This is a genomic window from Grimontia hollisae CIP 101886 (assembly GCF_000176515.1).
Classification (GTDB): Bacteria; Pseudomonadota; Gammaproteobacteria; order Enterobacterales; family Vibrionaceae; genus Enterovibrio; species Enterovibrio hollisae.
Genome location: NZ_ADAQ01000013.1, coordinates 1,074,708 through 1,092,688, shown reverse-complemented (window position 1 = coordinate 1,092,688; position 17,981 = coordinate 1,074,708). Strand labels below are relative to the sequence as shown.

Sequence of the window (17,981 nt, the reverse complement as noted above, 5' to 3'; positions counted from 1 at the left end):
ATAGAGGGTAGAGCTTTGGCCAGACCAGCGGTTTTTGTCGATAGAGATGGTGTCATTAATGTGGATCACGGCTATGTCAGTACCACAGATGATTTTGAGTATATAGACGGCGTCTTCGATGCATGCCGTGCATTTAAGGATATGGGCTATCTGCTTGTGTTGGTGACGAACCAATCTGGTATTGCACGAGGCTACTACACCGAAGATGAGTTCCTGAGCCTGACCGAGTGGATGGACTGGAATTTTGCCGATAGAGGTGTGGATTTCGACGGCATTTATTATTGCCCACATCACCCTGATTATGGCGATGATAAATACAAGCTGGACTGTGATTGTCGCAAGCCGCAACCGGGTATGTTCTTTTCTGCGCGAGACTTCCTGAATATCGATATGGGTAAGTCTGTCATGATTGGTGATAAAGCCGACGACATGCGAGCAGCAGAAGCGGCTGGCGTGGGTACGAAAATCCTGGTCCGTACGGGGAAGGCGATATCAGAAGAAGGTGAGAAATTAGCGACTGTCGTATTAGACAGTATTGTGGATGTGCCAGATTACCTACGCAATGCTAAATGAGGCGCATTGACATCGAGAACAACGCAGTTAAAGCAGCATTTTTGTCTAACACAGATTCTGTTTGGGCATTGAGCAACTGACCCGAAGAGTACCCTCAGTATTCCAATGACTGAGGGTATTTTTATACCTGTCGCCGTTGATATTGACAGAAGCATGAAGATGGAATGACAACCTGTGTAATTTGTGCATTGAGAGCATTTTCCTGTATTTCATGGCAGTTATTTCTCCATTTTTATGTAAAACAAAGAGTTAATAATGCTTATTACCGGACAATGACGTTAGGATCGGACAGGTTATGGCTGTGTATTTAATGATCTTGATCACAAAAATAGGGTGAATTGGCGGGAAATATCGTTTCAGGCCACGGTGGCGAATTAATACACGGCTAATAAATCATCTTTAATTTATAAAATGTTGTATTTCTATTTTACAATGAAATTTACAAGCATAAAATTCTAAATAAAATCCAAATACAGAACATGTAACTTATGCTTTCGGGGGTTGTATTGATAAATATTTTTTTGAGGGGTGATCGCTGATCGGATCCCATAAACGCTGCGATCTGACGATCTTGAGAGGATCCAGCGTCTGGCTGTTCGTTTTAGCGCCTTGGAATGTTTAGAATAGCGGCAGAAGGATCCTTGTGCATCCTTGGGTGAGCAAACTGCGAAGTGGAAGAGGTAAAGAGGCTGCAATGGAAAATCACTGCCCGGACTGTGGATCGGATCTGACATGGGATGATGGCATTTATCACTGCACGAAATGTGAAAAATGCTTTTTAAAACAGGCGTTTTGTAGGGTGTGTGATGCGCTGTTAGAAAAACTCCAAGCGTGTGGCTCGACCAGTTTTTTCTGTCATACCTGTAACGAGCTTAAATCGAAGTCGAGTGCGAAGATCGTATTCGAGCCGCAAAAAACGGTGTGAGACACCGCCTGTGATGTCCTGATCCTAGTTGACGGTTGACTGGATCTCACCATCACCAAATGACGAAATGATCTGATCCCCGGATTTCAGCATGGATACAGAGCGGATCACTTCCCCTCTCTCATTGCGGGTAATGGAATAGCCACGCGCCAGGGTAGCCAGCGGGCTGACCGCATCCAGTGTTTCCATCTTAAGTGCCAGTGCATGCTGGTGTTGGCGCAATTGCCTGCGCATTGCGTCAATAAGGCGTTGCTCCATATAGCCCAGCAGGGCTTTCTGTCCGGGGATTTGATTGGCGGGTGAGTAGCGTTCCAGTTTCTCAAGCGCCCTGTCCAGACGCTGTGCGTCGGTTTGCAGCCGGTAGCGCATGGATTGGTGCAAACGCCTTTTAAGCTCATCAAGCTGCTGTGCCTGATGCTGTATGCGTGCTTTCGGGTGTTGCAATGCCAGACGGTGTTGCAGCCGGGTCAGTTGCTCCTGTGAGCGGCTTAGATGGCGACTGAAGGCATGGGCAAGCCGGTCTGTGCGCTGTGAAAGCTGTTGTACGCGTACCGACGTATCCCGGCTGACAAGCTCTGCGGCGGCAGAAGGAGTAGGGGCACGCACATCTGCCACGAAATCTGCGATAGTCACATCAATTTCATGACCAACAGCACTCACGATAGGAATCGTGCTGGCAGCAATGGTACGGGCGACAATCTCTTCGTTAAAGCACCAGAGATCTTCGAGTGAGCCACCGCCACGCCCAACGATCAGTACATCACACTCATTGCGGCTGTTAGCACGTCCAATCGCCTGTGCAATCTGGATAGCGGCATCCTTACCCTGTACCTGCGTCGGATAGATCACGACTGGCAGGCTGGGATCGCGGCGTTTCAGCACGTGGAGGATATCATGCAATGCAGCACCGGTACTGGATGTCACCACGCCAACGCGCCTTGGCTGCTCGGGCAGCGGCTTTTTCAGGCTGGCAGCAAAGAGCCCTTCCGCGGCTAATTGCATTTTCAGTTTTTCGAATTGCTGTTGCAGCAGGCCGTCACCTTCCGGCTGCATGCTCTCAACAATGATCTGGTAGTCGCCGCGCGGCTCATATAAGGAGAGTCTTGCGCGCACCAACACCTGGTTTCCGTTGGCGGGCCTGAATGTCACGCGGCGGTTATTCCCCTTGAACATGGCACATTTCACCTGGGCCTGACGGTCTTTCAGGGTGAAATACCAATGGCCGGAAGTCGCCATGGTGAGGTTTGAGATCTCGCCAACCAGCCAGACAATACCCATTTCGTTTTCAAGCAGTAAACGAACTTCGGCATTCAGTCTGGAGACAGTGTAAATATTGGTGTTGGTGAGAGTCATAGCGAAATGCATCTTTTTTTCAGCAAGATGAAGCCATGTTAAAGAGGGCAAATCTGAAAGCCAAATGATTTCGCAAAAATCTGTAGCCAAACGTTTGCGCCGTCAGTATAATGCGGCGGCAATATTTTGAAGTCCCTCATATTATTTTGGCGTGAGATATTGCAATGTTACGAATAGCTAAAGAAGCCCTCACTTTTGATGATGTACTGCTGGTTCCAGCACACTCCACAGTTCTGCCGAACACTGCCGACTTGCGCACACAACTGACCAAATCTATCTCTCTGAACATTCCGCTGATCTCTGCGGCAATGGACACAGTGACCGAAGCGCGTCTGGCGATTGCGCTGGCTCAGGAAGGTGGCATTGGCTTTATCCACAAAAACATGTCTATCGAGCAACAGGCTGAACAGGTTCGCCTGGTGAAGATTTTCGAAGCCGGTGTGGTTTCCAATCCCATCACTGTGACGCCGGAACAAACCATTGCGGATGTGAAAGCCCTGACCGAAAAACATGGTTTTGCGGGTTTCCCTGTGGTAACGGAAAGCAACGAACTGGTCGGGATCATTACCGGCCGTGACGTCCGCTTCGTTACTGACTTAGGCCTGAAAGTGGCAGAAGTGATGACGCCGAAAGAGCGACTGGCGACCGTTAAAGAAGGTGCAAGCCCGGAAGAAGTACAAAAGCTGATGCAAAAGCACCGCGTAGAGAAAATTCTGGTGGTGAATGATGACCACCACATCGCGGGCATGATCACAGCAAAAGATTTCCAGAAAGCCGAGCGCAAACCAAACGCATGTAAAGACGAGCAAGGCCGTCTACGCGTGGGTGCAGCGGTTGGTGCCGGTGCCGGTAACGAAGAGCGTATCGCAGCACTGGTTGAGGCGGGTGTTGACGTTCTGCTTATCGATTCGTCCCATGGTCATTCAGAAGGTGTGCTCCAGCGTATCCGTGACACCCGTGCAAAATACCCTGATCTGCAAATCATCGGTGGCAACGTGGCAACTGGCGCGGGTGCAAAAGCACTGATTGAAGCCGGTGTGAATGCGGTGAAAGTGGGTATTGGCCCAGGTTCAATCTGTACTACCCGTATTGTTACCGGTGTGGGTGTTCCTCAAATCACCGCAATCTCTGATGCGGTTGAAGTGGCGGAACAATATGGCATTCCTGTTATCGCTGACGGTGGTATCCGTTTCTCCGGTGACCTGTGTAAAGCGCTGGTAGCTGGCGCATCGTGTGTGATGGTGGGCTCAATGCTGGCTGGTACTGAGGAATCTCCGGGCGAAGTTGAGCTTTATCAGGGTCGTGCATACAAATCCTACCGTGGCATGGGCTCTCTGGGCGCGATGTCTAAAGGCTCTTCTGACCGTTATTTCCAAAGTGATAACGCAGCAGACAAGCTGGTACCGGAAGGCATTGAAGGCCGCGTGGCATACAAAGGCCGCCTGAAAGAGATTGTTCACCAGCAAATGGGTGGCCTGCGCTCATGCATGGGACTGACCGGTTCTGCCACCATTGAAGATCTGCGTACTAAAGCAGAGTTTGTTCGCATTACCGGTGCAGGCATGACTGAATCACACGCACATGACGTGACCATCACCAAAGAAGCACCAAACTACCGTACTGGCCAGTAATTCACCGCCCGTATTTTAAAGCATGGGGGTGCAAGCCCCCTTGTACCGAAGACTTTTTGAGACAAGCTGAAAATGACCCAAAATATTCATGACCAACGTATTCTGATCCTCGACTTTGGTTCTCAATACACCCAGTTGATCGCGCGACGTATCCGTGAAATCGGTGTTTACTGTGAGCTATGGGGCTGGGATGTTGATGAGCAGGATATCCGAGACTTCAACCCAAATGGCATCATCCTTTCCGGCGGTCCAGAAAGCGTAACAGAAGCAGGTTCACCACGTGCGCCTGAATATGTGTTCAACGCAGGAGTACCGGTTCTGGGTGTGTGCTACGGCATGCAAACCATGTCTGAGCAGCTTGGCGGTAAAGTCGCGGGCTCAACAGAGCGCGAGTTTGGTTACGCGAAAGTGACATTGGATAACGCAGGTAGCTTGTTTGAAGGTATTGAGGATGCCATTAACGAAGACGGCAAAGGCGTGCTGGATGTCTGGATGAGCCACGGTGACAAAGTGGTGGAAATCCCGGCGGACTTTGTCAAAGTGGCATCGACGGACTCTTGCCCGTTTGCGGCTATGGCAAACGAAGAGAAACGCTTCTATGGCGTTCAGTTCCATCCGGAAGTGACACACACCCGTCAGGGGCACCGTATGCTGGAACGCTTCGTGCTAGACATTTGTGGTTGTGAACGCCTGTGGACACCGGCTTCTATCATCGAAGATGCGATTGCACGAATCAAAGAGCAGGTGGGTGATGATGAAGTGATCCTCGGCCTGTCTGGTGGCGTGGATTCGTCTGTGGTGGCGATGCTTATTCACCGCGCGATCGGTGACAAGCTGACCTGTGTGTTCGTAGATAACGGCCTGCTACGCCTTAACGAAGCACAGCAAGTGATGGAAATGTTCGGCGACCACTTCGGCCTGAACATCATCCATGTTGATGCGGAAGAGCGTTTCTTGTCAGCGCTGGAAGGCATCTCAGATCCTGAAGAGAAACGTAAGAAGATTGGTCACGTGTTTGTCGATGTCTTTGATGAAGAATCGAAGAAGCTGAAAAATGCGAAGTGGCTGGCGCAAGGCACTATCTATCCAGACGTGATTGAATCTGCTGCATCCAAGACCGGTAAAGCGCACGTTATCAAGTCTCACCACAACGTAGGTGGTTTGCCGGATGACATGGAAATGGGACTGGTTGAGCCGCTCAAAGAGCTGTTTAAGGACGAAGTGCGTAAGATTGGTCTGGAACTGGGTCTGCCTTATAACATGCTATATCGCCATCCATTCCCAGGGCCAGGTCTGGGCGTACGTGTGCTGGGCGAAATCAAGAAAGAATACTGTGACCTGCTGCGCCGTGCAGACGCTATCTTCATTGAAGAGCTGCACAAAGCCGACCTTTATAACAAGGTTTCCCAGGCATTTACCGTCTTCCTGCCAGTGCGCTCTGTGGGTGTGATGGGCGATGGCCGTAAGTACGATTGGGTAGTGTCACTGCGCGCTGTAGAAACCATCGACTTTATGACCGCGCATTGGGCACACCTGCCGTATGACTTCCTGGGCCGTGTATCCAACCGCATCATTAATGAAGTGGATGGTATCAGTCGCGTGGTTTACGACATCTCCGGTAAGCCGCCGGCAACGATTGAGTGGGAATAGCTCCCTTACTTCCTGTCAATATAAAGATAAAGGCACGCACTGCGTGCCTTTTCTTTTCTCTGAGTCCCTCTCAGTACCACGACACTTTTCCTTTACCAGGTGTTTAATACTCACTGCTTACGCCAAAAGTAACGCTTATGTTTCCTGCGTTATTTATTCTGGCTGTCTTTGTTTGTTTTGTGTTTTTATTGGTGTGTAAATTGAACTAATGTGCTGAAAAAATGGTTTTAATTGAGATTAGTCACTATCAATTTCGTTTCACATGTGTATTTTGTATTGCTTACCAATTATGACGTCGTTTCAAGCTTATCAGCGAATTCGATCATTCTATGCAAACACACTGTAAAAACTCGGAGCTTTAAATGAGTAACCATGCCATGAGCAATCGTCCTGACGCGCCAAGTGGCGGTATGGAAAAGTTCCTGAACTGGATTGAAAAAGCAGGCAATAAGATCCCTGAACCTGCTCTCCTGTTCTTCTATGGACTTCTAATTATATGGGGCCTGTCCGCCGTTCTTTCTCAGGTCGATTTTGGCCTGACCCATCCTGTTACTGGCCAGGCTGTTGAAATTAAGAACCTGTTGACGGGCGAAGCACTGGCGAATTTTCTGGCCAATATGGTGACGACGTTCACCAGTTTTGCCCCCATGGGGATTGTTTTGGTGGCGATGTTGGGCGTAGGCGTCGCTGATGCCTCAGGCTTTATCACTACTGGCCTGAAAAAAATGCTTAACGTGACACCGAAGAAACTGCTGACCCCGGCTTTGATCTTGGTTGCGATTGTGTCACACACAGCAGCAGATGCCGGCTACGTGCTGGTGATCCCACTTGGCGGGATTATTTTCCACGCTGCTGGCCGTCATCCATTGGTAGGGATTGCAGCGGCATTTGCCGGTGTATCTGGTGGTTTTTCTGCCAACTTTATTCCTGCGGGTATCGATCCATTGTTGGCTGGCTTTACCCAATCAGCTGCCCAGGTACTTGATAAAGACTATGTGGTGAACCCGCTGGCAAACCTGTACTTTACCGGCTTGTCATCATTTTTGATTGTGGCGATCGGCTGGTATGTGACAGAGAAAATCATCGAGCCACGTCTGAGCAAATTGCCTATCGACGAGGATGCAGAAAAGGCACCGGATTTGGGCAGCTTCTCGGAGATTGAAAGTAAAGCGTTCAACCGTGCAGGTCTTGCGATGCTTGCGGGCATTGCGCTGCTGGTGGTGGCTTTGATCCCTGAATCTTCCGCGCTGCGTTCTCCAGAAGGCGAGCTGACTGCATTCTCTGCGCCATTGATGAAATCTATCGTGCCACTGATCTTCATCCTGTTTGTGATCCCAGGGGTGGTGTATGGCCGCGTGGCAGGTACGTTTAAGACCCAGGGCGATATCATCAAAGCTATGGGTGATACCATGGCAACCATGGGTGCGTATCTGGTGATGTCTTTCTTCTGTGCGCAATTCCTTGCCGCATTCAGCCAATCAAATATCGGCACATTGTTGGCACTAGAAGGGGCGGCGTTCCTGAAAGCGTTAAATATGCCAGCGCAACTGACCATCGTTGGTATGATCCTGCTGACAGCATCTGTTAACCTTTTGATTGGCTCAGCATCAGCGAAATGGGCGTTGATTGGTCCAATTCTGGTTCCAATGTTGATGGCGCTGGGGATTTCTCCAGAGCTGTCGCAGGCGGCATACCGTGTGGGTGACTCAGTTTCCAACATTATCTCTCCACTGATGGTGTTTTTCCCGCTGGTAGTGGTGTACTGCCAGCGCTATGTGAAGAGCACGGGTATTGGCACTCTGGCATCGATGATGATGCCGTATTCGATTGCGATGCTGATCGGCTGGTCACTGTTCCTGATGGCATACTGGGCGCTGGGTATCCCTCTGGGCATCCAGGCACCTTATACCTATCAGCTCTGATTGTGTTTGCAAGCGGCAATATTCTATTAGCAGTAAATACAATCCAGAACAACAAAACCCGGCCAGTGCCGGGTTTTGTTATTTATGCTGCCTTACGGTGCTGTTAGCCCATGTGTCTGGCATGAAAACGCAGATGGTCTTCAATAAAGCTGGCGATAAAGTAGTAGCTGTGGTCGTAACCTTCCTGCATACGCAGTTCTAACGGATAACCGGCATCTTCTGCCGCTTGCAAAAGGTTTCCGGGTTTGAGCTGCTCATGCAGAAATTGATCTGCATCCCCTTGGTCAATCAGTATCGGCAAATGCTTACCCGCTTGCTTGATCAAAGCGCAACTGTCGTATTGGAGCCAGGTTTCGCGGTTTTCTCCCAGATAATGGGTAAAGGCTTTTTCACCCCACGGAACGGCCGCTGGGTTAACGATGGGGCTAAACGCCGACACTGAACGGTAATCGTCACTGTTTTTCAGGGCAATGGTCAATGCGCCATGACCGCCCATGCTATGACCGGCGATCGCTTTTACGTTGTTGACCGGAAAGTGTGCTTCGATAACAGCCGGCAGTTCTTTTACTACGTAGTCGTACATCTGGTAAAAACGGTTCCAGGGGGCTTCAGTCGCGTTCAGGTAGAAACCTGCACCAATACCGAAGTCGTAGGCACCGTCCGGATCGTCAGGAATGTTTTCGCCGCGGGGGCTGGTATCCGGTGCCACAATGGCTACGCCCAATTCTGCAGCCACGCGGTGCGCTCCTGCTTTTTGCATAAAGTTTTCGTCGCTGCAGGTCAATCCTGATAACCAGTAAAGCACCGGTACCCGGTTGGATTCTGATGCTTGTGGTGGCAGGAAGATTGCAAAGCGCATCTTGCAGTGAACCGTGCGCGAGGTGTGGGTATATTGTTTATGCCAACCGCCGAAGCTGCGGTTACTGCTGATATTTTCAAGGCTCATGTTTGGACTCCAAAGCAGGCGATGTTGTGCCGCCTGCGTGGGGTTTTATTGAGAAAGCGGCTTACTTGTCATAGTGGATGACAGAGCGGATGCTCTTGCCTTCATGCATCAAGTCGAATGCCTCATTGATGGCATCCAGACCCATGGTATGGGTAATAAAATCATCCAGTTTGAATTCGCCAGCCATGTAACGTTCGACGATTTCTGGCAATTCTGAACGCCCTTTCACGCCACCAAAGGCACTTCCGCGCCAGACTCGGCCGGTGACCAACTGGAATGGACGGGTTGATATTTCTTGTCCCGCGCCAGCTACGCCAATGATCACCGATTCCCCCCAGCCTTTGTGACAGCATTCCAGTGCTGAGCGCATCACATTAACATTTCCGATACATTCAAAGGAAAAATCGACACCGCCATCGGTCATTTCCACAATCACGTCCTGAATGGGCTTATCGTATTTGCTCGGGTTAATGCAATCAGTCGCCCCCAGCTTTTTCGCCAGTGCAAACTTACTTTCATTAATATCGATACCAAGGATACGGCTGGCTCCTGCCATGGCGGCACCGATGATGGCAGAAAGGCCGATCCCCCCCAGGCCGAATACCGCGACGGTATCGCCTTTTTGCACTTTCGCGGTATTTAATACGGCACCCATACCGGTGGTGACACCACAGCCCAGCAGGCACACTTCTTCCAGAGGCGCTTCCTTGTTCACTTTTGCCAGTGAAATTTCAGGCAATACCGTATACTCAGAAAACGTCGACGTGCCCATGTAATGATAGATAGGCTGACCGTCTTTGAAAAAACGGGTAGTGCCGTCTGGCATCAAGCCTTTGCCCTGGGTTTCGCGGATTTTCTGACAAAGGTTGGTTTTGCCTGACAGACAGAATTTACATTCGCCGCACTCTGGGGTGTAGAGCGGGATGACATGATCGCCCACTTCAACGCTGGTGACGCCTTCACCGACCATTTCCACAATGCCACCGCCTTCGTGTCCCAAGATGGCCGGAAAAATTCCTTCAGGATCGTCACCGGAGAGGGTGAAAGCATCGGTGTGGCAAACACCGGTCGCAATAATACGTACCAAGACTTCGCCTGCTTTGGGCAGCATGACATCCACCTCTTCGATACTGAGGGGTTTGCCCGCTTCCCATGCAACCGCTGCACGCGACTTAATAAATTGTTCTGCCATGAATACATCCTCTTTTTGATCTGGTCAGTCCCTTATCGTCTAACCCTAGGTGATATATGCAGGGGTAGCGAGTTCAGTTTTGTGACACGTTAAGTGTGACGTTTAGTCTATTTGTTTCTGTTTGTGTGATAATCCACTTTAGTGGCAATAGACTTTTACTGGTAGGGAACAATGTCAGATTGGCAAGGGGTTTCAGAGTTTTTAGCGGTAGTGGAGACGGCAAGTTTTACCAAAGCCGCAAAGCGCCTCGGTGCGTCGACGGCACATATCAGCCGACAGATCTCCCTGTTGGAGGAGCGTTTAAATACCCGGCTTTTATTCCGAACCACGCGAAAGGTGTCAACCACAGAAGAAGGGGATATTTACTACCAGCATTGCCGGCTATTGGCCGATGGTTTAAAAGAAGCCGAGATCGCGGTGACCCAGTTACATGAAACACCCAACGGCCACATCAAGCTGACTGCACCGGTGACGTATGGGGAAAAGGTCGTCATGCCGCTGATCCTTGACTTCATGGATGCGTATCCTGAGATCCAGATTGATGTTGATCTGACCAATGCCACCTTGGATCTTGTCGACGCCTCCTGTGATGTCGCTTTGCGTCTGGGACGTTTAACTGATTCCTCCATGGTGTGCAAACGTCTCTCAACCCGCCGCCTGATTGTCTGCGGTTCTCCGGCGTATCTCTCTAAACATGGCACGCCACATACCCTGTCAGAATTGGCTCAGCACAATTGTCTTCGTGGCCAGCATGATTACTGGCGATTCCGTGAAGAGGGGAAAGAGCGCTCGGTGCGGGTCAGGGGATTGCTTCGTTGTAACAGTGGTATTGCTTTGCTGGATGCGGCGATTCGTGGCAAAGGGCTTATCCAGTTGCCTGACTATTACCTGAACGATGCATTGGCTTCAGGAAAAGTGGTCAAGGTACTCAATGCCTATGAGGACATGGAAGAAGGGATTTGGGCCTTGTTTCCTCACCGCCGCTTACAGCCACTCCGGGTGAAATTGCTGGTGGATTTTCTGGCAGCGAAATTGGCGTATCACCCTAACAAACAGTGAGTGTTATACTCCACCGCAGAGTAAGCTTGAGATTAAAATACCGTGACACAGAGTGAATTAGATCAGCAGTTTATGCGCCGTGCGATGGCGTTGGCAGCCAAGGCCGAAGCAGAAGGAGAAGTGCCAGTCGGTGCTGTGGTGGTCCATAACGGTGTGGTAGTAGGTGAAGGCTGGAATCGCCTGATTGGCCAACATGATGCCACTGCACACGCTGAAATGATGGCACTGCGTCAGGCGGGAAAAAAGCTGCAAAACTACCGCCTGTTAGAGGCAGTACTGTATGTCACGCTGGAGCCATGCCCAATGTGCGCGTCAGCCATGGTGCACAGCCGGATTGGTAAGGTGGTTTTCGGCGCGCCGGATTATAAAACGGGGGCGGCAGGGAGTGTGATGAACTTGCTGAGTTACGACGGTGTGAATCACCATGTACAGTTTCAGGGCGGGGTGCTTGAAGAGGAATGCCGTGAGCAACTGCAGGCCTTTTTCCGCCGTCGCCGTCAGGAGAAAAAAGCAGAGAAAGAAGCGCGCAAAGCGGTGCAGGATCCTTCCAGAAACACCAGCAGTTAATAACGTTCGTCCATCATGGCAAATTCGCGGATTGCGAATGTACGCTGTCGCCACAGCACTTTTTTCAGGGCGACGTTACGCTTACGCTTACGGCGGTTTAATGCTGCACTGGAGTTACGGGCAAAACTGGCTTGGGCTTTTCGTTTTTTCGCAAACATCCGCACTTCCTTTGAATAAACAAGCGCAGTCATGTTCTGCGCTCTGAAGTTGCATTTATAAACACTGAGTGTGAATAGATGATGACAATGCTACAAGCTTAGCCGGATTTGTCGTTTTCTTCCTGCGACTTGGCATCAGTGGCTTTTTTACCGCCAATGGATTGCTCTTCAACCCTCTCTGTCTCATTGTTAACAGTGTCATCTGGCTCATCAACCTTGATGGTTTGTAACCCATCAAGGTTATCTGCCATGTCGCTGGCGATAGCCTGTGCTTCGTCCTGTTCATAGCCGACGATACTCTGGTAGTAACGACGGATATTTTCTACATAGCTCAGTGCTTCATAGCCGCGGGCATATCCGTAGCGTGTTTGCTTGTAGTACTGACGCTTAGCCAATAAAGGTAAGCGCTCTTTCACGTCCGCCCAAGAATCAGGGTTGCCACCTTGGGCTTTGGTTAGTCGGCGCGCATCCATCATATGACCAAATCCGATGTTGTAAGAGGCCAATGCAAACCAGATTTTTTCGTGCTCATTCACACTGTCCGGCACGCGGTGGAGCATTTTGCGAAGGTATTCAGCGCCACCGCGGATACTCTGCTCCGGATCGAGCCGGTTTTTAACACCGACAGATTTTGCTGTTGGCAGGGTCAACATCATCATGCCGCGTACACCGGTTGGTGAAACGGCGCGTGGATTCCAGTGTGACTCCTGATAGGAAAGCGCGGCCAGCAAACGCCAGTCAAATTCATCGGCGTATTTTTTAAACAGTGGTTCCCACTTGGGAAGCTTTTTATCAATAGCCCGTAAGAAGGCACGGGTATCAACAAAGTCAAAACTGTCGACATGGCCAAAATATTTTTCTTCCAGTGCCGCCAGTTCGCCGTTTTTGGCCTTTTTACCAAAAAATTCGATCATCAAGGCATAAACACTGTCGTCCTGTGATTTTTTCATAAACCAGGCTATCGGTTCTTCCTCTGTGAGGCTTAAGGCAACGGCGATCGAAGGGTGTGTGCGCTGTACTAGGGCGATATCCACGGAGTCAGCGATGGTGAAGTCGAGCTTGCCGTCGGCCACTTGTTTCAACAGTTCATCATCATCGGCATCTGTGACGCTCTCCCACTCAAGTTCGGGGGATTCACGTTGAATGGTCTGAAGGGTGAGTGCATGGCTGGAGCCTTCCACTACCGCAACACGGGCTCCACCTTTGTTTATTTCGGTCACTTTACGCGGGCGCCAATGGCCATTTTTGTACACCAGCTGTTGGGTGACGTAATAATACGCCGGCCCAGGGCGAAAATACTCGAGCCGATCTTTGGTGATAGTTAAGCCGGCGGCGATGATATCAACATCGTCGCGCTCTAAGGCCGGAAACAGGCCTGAGAGCGTATAGGCTGGCTGCATCTCAAGTTTGACGCCTAGGCTATGAGCAAACTGGGAGGCGAGTTCGTAGTCCAGACCGGTTGGGCCATCTGGGCCGATGTAGTAGGAAAGCTTGTTATTCAGCGTACCTACGCGTAAAACACCACGGTCACGAATTTTTTCCAGTGCTGTTCTGTCATCATACTTCCATTCGCATCCCGCAAGAAGAAGCGCCAGAAAAAGGCCTGTAAGCAGTTGATAGGTTCGTTTTACAGCGTTCTCGTTCAAAAAATTATGCCTACATCTAGAGTTTGGGGACTGTTATATCAAAGCTGGCTTAAAGCTGAAAGTTAAGCGGTAATTACAACTTGGCGAATGTAGCGAATAGTGGCAGGGAAGTATACCCAACTGCTGTTATCTAAATGATAGGTCATCAACATCTGTGGTGAATCATTGCGCAAAAATAGCAAGGCAAAAAAAGTTGCGCAAACGGTTGCGTCAAGTGTTACATCGCTCACTATTTTCCCCTATAATACCGGCCCGAAGCCATTATAAGTGATATCGGCATGACCGCTATAAATACTCCTTATGTGATAAATCATGGGGTTAGGCCAATATCACTTTAATCCATCGCTAACCGAGAGACGTACGCACATGGAAATTTTGCGTGGTTCCCCCGCTCTGTCTGAATTTCGAATCCAAAAACTGCTGGAAAGCTGCAAAAGTAATGATTTGCCAGTGACCAGCCTCTATGCTGAGTATATTCATTTTGCTGATCTCAGTACTCCTTTGAGTGAAGACGAAAAACAAAAGCTGGATCGCCTGCTTACTTACGGCCCGACCATCGCCGAGCATACACCGACCGGAACCCTTTTCCTCGTCACACCTCGCCCCGGCACCATTTCTCCTTGGTCCTCCAAAGCCACTGACATCGCTCACAACTGTGGCCTGAGTCAAGTCAAACGTCTTGAGCGCGGCACGGCTTATTATGTTGAACTGTCAGCTGACTTATCGGCAGATCAGCAAAAAGAGCTGGCTGGGCTGCTTCATGACCGGATGATGGAAGTGGTGTTTGCTGATATGAATGATGCGGCAACGCTGTTCAAGGAAGCGACACCTGCACTGATGACTGCGGTTGATATTTTATCTGGTGGCCGTGAGGCGCTGGAGAAAGCCAACCTTGAGCTGGGTCTGGCATTAGCGGAAGACGAAATTGACTATCTGGTGGAAAACTTCACCAAACTTGGGCGTAATCCTAACGATATCGAGCTGATGATGTTTGCGCAGGCCAACTCTGAGCACTGCCGCCACAAGATTTTCAACGCAGACTGGACGATTGATGGTGTCGATCAGGAAAAAAGCCTGTTCAAGATGATCAAAAACACCTTTGAACACAACAGCGACTACGTACTGTCCGCCTACAAAGACAACGCAGCCGTGATGGTGGGATCTAAGGTTGGTCGCTTTTTCCCCGATCCTGACTCCCGCCAGTACAGCTACCATCAGGAAGACGCACACATCCTGATGAAAGTGGAAACCCACAACCACCCAACGGCGATTTCCCCATGGCCGGGAGCGTCAACCGGTTCGGGAGGAGAAATCCGTGACGAGGGGGCGACAGGTATTGGCGGCAAGCCAAAAGCGGGACTGGTAGGCTTTACTGTCTCCAATTTGAGAATCCCGGGTTATGAGCAGCCTTGGGAGACGGATTTTGGTAAGCCGGATCGTATCGTGAATGCGCTGGACATCATGCTGGAAGGCCCATTGGGTGGCGCGGCGTTTAACAATGAATTCGGCCGTCCAAACCTGTTGGGGTATTTCCGTACTTACGAAGAAAAAGTTACATCGCATAATGGCGAAGAGGTGCGTGGTTATCACAAGCCCATCATGATTGCGGGTGGCATGGGTAACATCCGTGAGCAGCACGTTCAGAAAAAGGACATCCCTGTTGGGGCGAAACTGATCGTGCTGGGTGGGCCGGCGATGAATATCGGTCTGGGGGGCGGTGCAGCGTCTTCCATGGCATCAGGCCAGTCATCAGAAGATCTGGACTTCGCTTCGGTACAGCGTGAAAACCCAGAGATGGAACGTCGTTGTCAGGAAGTGATTGACCGGTGCTGGCAGCTTGGTGAGAAAAACCCGATTGCCTTTATCCATGATGTTGGTGCTGGCGGTATTTCCAATGCCCTGCCTGAGTTGGTGAATGATGGTGAACGGGGCGGAAAATTCCAGCTGCGTAATGTGCCCAATGATGAGCCGGGCATGAGCCCGTTGGAAATCTGGTGTAATGAATCACAGGAACGCTATGTGCTGGCGGTTGCACCGGAGAACATGGACGTGTTTGATGCGATTTGCCAGCGTGAACGTGCGCCGTATGCCGTCGTTGGTGAAGCGACTGAAGAGCGTCACCTGACACTGGAAGACAGCCACTTCGACAACACGCCAATCGACATGCCGATGGATATTCTGCTTGGCAAGCCACCGAAAATGCACCGTGATGTCACTTCGCTGAAAGTGGAAGGTCAGGCAATCGCCCGTGACGGTATCAACCTCGAAGAGGCAACCCAACGCATTCTGCGTTTACCGGCAGTGGCAGAGAAAACCTTCCTCATTACTATCGGTGACCGTACCGTCACCGGTCTGGTTGCGCGTGATCAAATGGTGGGGCCTTGGCAGGTGCCAGTTGCAAACTGTGCGGTAACAGCTGCGAGTTATGACACCTACCATGGTGAAGCCATGTCCATGGGTGAGCGCACGCCGGTTGCCCTGCTGGACTTTGCCGCGTCTGCGCGTCTGGCGGTGGCGGAAGCACTCACTAACATCGCCTGTGCTGACATTGGCGATCTGAAGCGTATCAAGCTCTCTGCAAACTGGATGGCAGCAGCGGGTCACCCGGGTGAAGATGCGGGTTTGTATGAAGCAGTGAAAGCCGTGGGCGAAGAACTTTGCCCGGCGTTGGATTTGACCATTCCTGTGGGTAAAGACTCAATGTCGATGAAAACCCGCTGGGAAGAAAATGGCGAGCAGAAAGAAAATACCTCGCCACTGTCGCTTATTATTACCGCTTTCGGTCGCGTGGAAGACATCCGCAAGACAGTCACGCCACAGCTTCGCACCGACAAAGGCGACAGCGCATTGGTATTAGTAGACCTTGGCCAGGGACAAAACCGTCTTGGCGCAACGGCACTGGCGCAAGTTTACAAGCAACTGGGTGACAAACCTGCTGACGTTGATAATCCAGAATTGTTGAAAGGTTTCTTCAATGCGATACAAGCTCTGGTGCGGGAAGAGAAACTGTTGGCCTACCATGATCGTAGTGATGGTGGTCTCTACGTCACACTGGCAGAGATGGCGTTTGCCGGGCACGTGGGTGTGGAAGTAGACATTAATACCCTGTCGGCAGAAGGCGAGTGCAACGACGAATTGGCTGCGCTATTCAACGAAGAGCTGGGCGCAGTGGTGCAGGTTCGCACAGAAGATTTGGACTCTGTGCTGTCAACGTTCTCTGCACACGGTCTGGAAGCGTGCAGCCATGTTATCGGTACCCTGAATGATGATGATACTGTCCGTATCTGGAACGGTGATGCACTGGTTCTGGAGCAAAACCGTACTGCGCTTCGCACTATTTGGGCGGAAACGACGTACCAGATGCAGGCTATGCGTGATAACCCAGATTGTGCACAGCAAGAGTTTGCAGCGAAGAAAAACGTGGCTGACCCGGGGCTTTCTGCAAGTCTGACGTTTGATGTACAGGAAGATATTGCAGCGCCATTTATCGCAACCGGTGCGCGTCCGCAAATGGCTATCTTGCGAGAGCAGGGTGTGAATTCCCACGTGGAAATGGCAGCTGCGTTTGATCGTGCAGGCTTTGATGCCAAAGACGTCCATATGAGTGATGTTCTGTCAGGCAAAGTTCAATTGGACGAATTTAACGGCCTCGTAGCGTGTGGTGGTTTCTCGTACGGTGATGTGTTGGGCGCAGGTGAAGGTTGGGCAAAATCTATCTTGTTCAACGAGCAGGCTCGCGACCAGTTCGAGCGTTTCTTCCACCGTGGTGATTCTTTTGCACTGGGTGTGTGTAACGGCTGTCAGATGCTGTCCAACCTGCACGAGCTTATCCCGGGAGCGGATCTGTGGCCGCGCTTTGTCCGCAATGAATCAGAGCGTTTTGAAGCACGCTTCAGCCTGGTACAGGTTCAGGACAGTCCATCTCTGTTCCTGAGTGGAATGGCAGGATCTCACATGCCAATTGCTGTCTCGCATGGTGAAGGCCGTGTGGAAGTGCGTGATGAAGGACACCTGAGCGCCATTGAGGCCTCCGGCACGGTTGCACTGCGTTATCTGGACAACTTCGGCAACGTGACCCAGTCTTATCCAGCAAACCCTAACGGTTCGCCAAACGGTATTACTGGCCTTACGACCCGCGATGGTCGTGTGACTATCATGATGCCACATCCTGAGCGTGTATTCCGTACCGTGGCAAACTCCTGGCACCCAGACAACTGGGGAGAGGACAGCCCTTGGATGCGCATGTTCCGCAATGCCCGCGTGAAGCTTGGCTGACCAGCATGGTTTAAAACCTAGACGTGTGACACAAGCCGCTACCTTCTGGTGGCGGTTTTTTATCTGATTGCATCCAGTATTGGC

14 protein-coding genes are annotated in these 17,981 nt (G+C 50.8%); 8 read left to right on the top strand and 6 right to left on the bottom strand.

From position 1 onward, the window contains the following. The first annotated feature begins 15 nt into the window (after positions 1-15). Together gmhB and VHA_RS18785 are read left to right on the top strand one after the other, a co-directional pair. Positions 16-573 carry a D-glycero-beta-D-manno-heptose 1,7-bisphosphate 7-phosphatase gene (gene gmhB, locus VHA_RS17830; protein ID WP_005506862.1) on the top strand — a complete coding sequence of 186 codons (558 nt, stop codon included), beginning with the start codon at positions 16-18 and terminating at the stop codon, positions 571-573. Between the two features lie 694 nt (positions 574-1,267). Next, the gene (locus VHA_RS18785) at positions 1,268-1,498 is read left to right on the top strand and encodes a zinc ribbon domain-containing protein (RefSeq protein ID WP_005506859.1); all 231 of its coding nucleotides are present in this window, start codon (positions 1,268-1,270) and stop codon (positions 1,496-1,498) included. A 24-nt stretch (positions 1,499-1,522) separates the two neighbouring features. On the opposite strand, the gene xseA is transcribed toward VHA_RS18785, so the two are convergent. Then, a complete protein-coding gene (xseA, locus tag VHA_RS17825) occupies positions 1,523-2,851 on the bottom strand; it encodes an exodeoxyribonuclease VII large subunit (protein WP_005506851.1) in 1,329 nt (442 codons plus the stop codon). 164 nt (positions 2,852-3,015) lie between these two features. Here xseA and guaB point away from each other — a divergent pair, with 164 nt between their 5' ends. From guaB to VHA_RS17810, 3 genes are all read left to right on the top strand, one after another. Beyond that, a complete protein-coding gene (guaB, locus tag VHA_RS17820; protein ID WP_005506849.1) occupies positions 3,016-4,482 on the top strand; it encodes an IMP dehydrogenase in 1,467 nt (488 codons plus the stop codon). A 72-nt stretch (positions 4,483-4,554) separates the two neighbouring features. After that, on the top strand, positions 4,555-6,132 hold the full coding sequence (guaA, locus tag VHA_RS17815; protein WP_005506847.1) for a glutamine-hydrolyzing GMP synthase: 1,578 nt from the start codon (positions 4,555-4,557) through the stop codon (positions 6,130-6,132). Between the two features lie 362 nt (positions 6,133-6,494). Next, on the top strand, positions 6,495-8,054 hold the full coding sequence (locus tag VHA_RS17810) for an AbgT family transporter (RefSeq protein WP_005506846.1): 1,560 nt from the start codon (positions 6,495-6,497) through the stop codon (positions 8,052-8,054). Between the two features lie 103 nt (positions 8,055-8,157). Here VHA_RS17810 and fghA read toward each other — a convergent pair whose 3' ends face one another. Together fghA and VHA_RS17800 are read right to left on the bottom strand one after the other, a co-directional pair. After that, positions 8,158-9,000, bottom strand: a complete 843-nt coding sequence (gene fghA / locus VHA_RS17805; protein WP_005506845.1) for an S-formylglutathione hydrolase — start codon at positions 8,998-9,000, stop codon at positions 8,158-8,160. A 61-nt stretch (positions 9,001-9,061) separates the two neighbouring features. Next, the gene (locus VHA_RS17800; protein WP_005506844.1) at positions 9,062-10,192 is read right to left on the bottom strand and encodes an S-(hydroxymethyl)glutathione dehydrogenase/class III alcohol dehydrogenase; all 1,131 of its coding nucleotides are present in this window, start codon (positions 10,190-10,192) and stop codon (positions 9,062-9,064) included. Positions 10,193-10,363: 171 nt separating this feature from the next. Here VHA_RS17800 and VHA_RS17795 point away from each other — a divergent pair, with 171 nt between their 5' ends. Together VHA_RS17795 and tadA are read left to right on the top strand one after the other, a co-directional pair. Then, on the top strand, positions 10,364-11,251 hold the full coding sequence (locus VHA_RS17795) for a LysR family transcriptional regulator (RefSeq protein WP_005506843.1): 888 nt from the start codon (positions 10,364-10,366) through the stop codon (positions 11,249-11,251). Positions 11,252-11,293: 42 nt separating this feature from the next. Continuing rightward, positions 11,294-11,818, top strand: coding sequence for a tRNA adenosine(34) deaminase TadA (gene tadA, locus VHA_RS17790; protein WP_005506834.1), 525 nt, complete (start codon positions 11,294-11,296; stop codon positions 11,816-11,818). Here the strand turns inward: tadA and VHA_RS19060 are convergent. The 3 genes from VHA_RS19060 to VHA_RS18940 form a co-directional block, all read right to left on the bottom strand. Then, complete coding sequence (locus VHA_RS19060) at positions 11,815-11,976, bottom strand: hypothetical protein (RefSeq protein WP_005506833.1); 162 nt, start codon at positions 11,974-11,976, stop codon at positions 11,815-11,817. The genes tadA and VHA_RS19060 overlap by 4 nt on opposite strands. 98 nt (positions 11,977-12,074) lie before the next feature. Beyond that, entirely contained in the window at positions 12,075-13,622 is a 1,548-nt protein-coding gene (gene mltF, locus VHA_RS17785) for a membrane-bound lytic murein transglycosylase MltF (protein ID WP_005506832.1), read from the bottom strand. Between the two features lie 62 nt (positions 13,623-13,684). Further along, positions 13,685-13,852, bottom strand: a complete 168-nt coding sequence (locus tag VHA_RS18940; protein WP_154124449.1) for a hypothetical protein — start codon at positions 13,850-13,852, stop codon at positions 13,685-13,687. Between the two features lie 136 nt (positions 13,853-13,988). On the opposite strand from VHA_RS18940, the gene purL reads away from it, so the two are divergent. Then, the gene (purL, locus tag VHA_RS17780) at positions 13,989-17,897 is read left to right on the top strand and encodes a phosphoribosylformylglycinamidine synthase (protein ID WP_005506831.1); all 3,909 of its coding nucleotides are present in this window, start codon (positions 13,989-13,991) and stop codon (positions 17,895-17,897) included. The last annotated feature ends 84 nt before the right edge of the window (positions 17,898-17,981 follow it).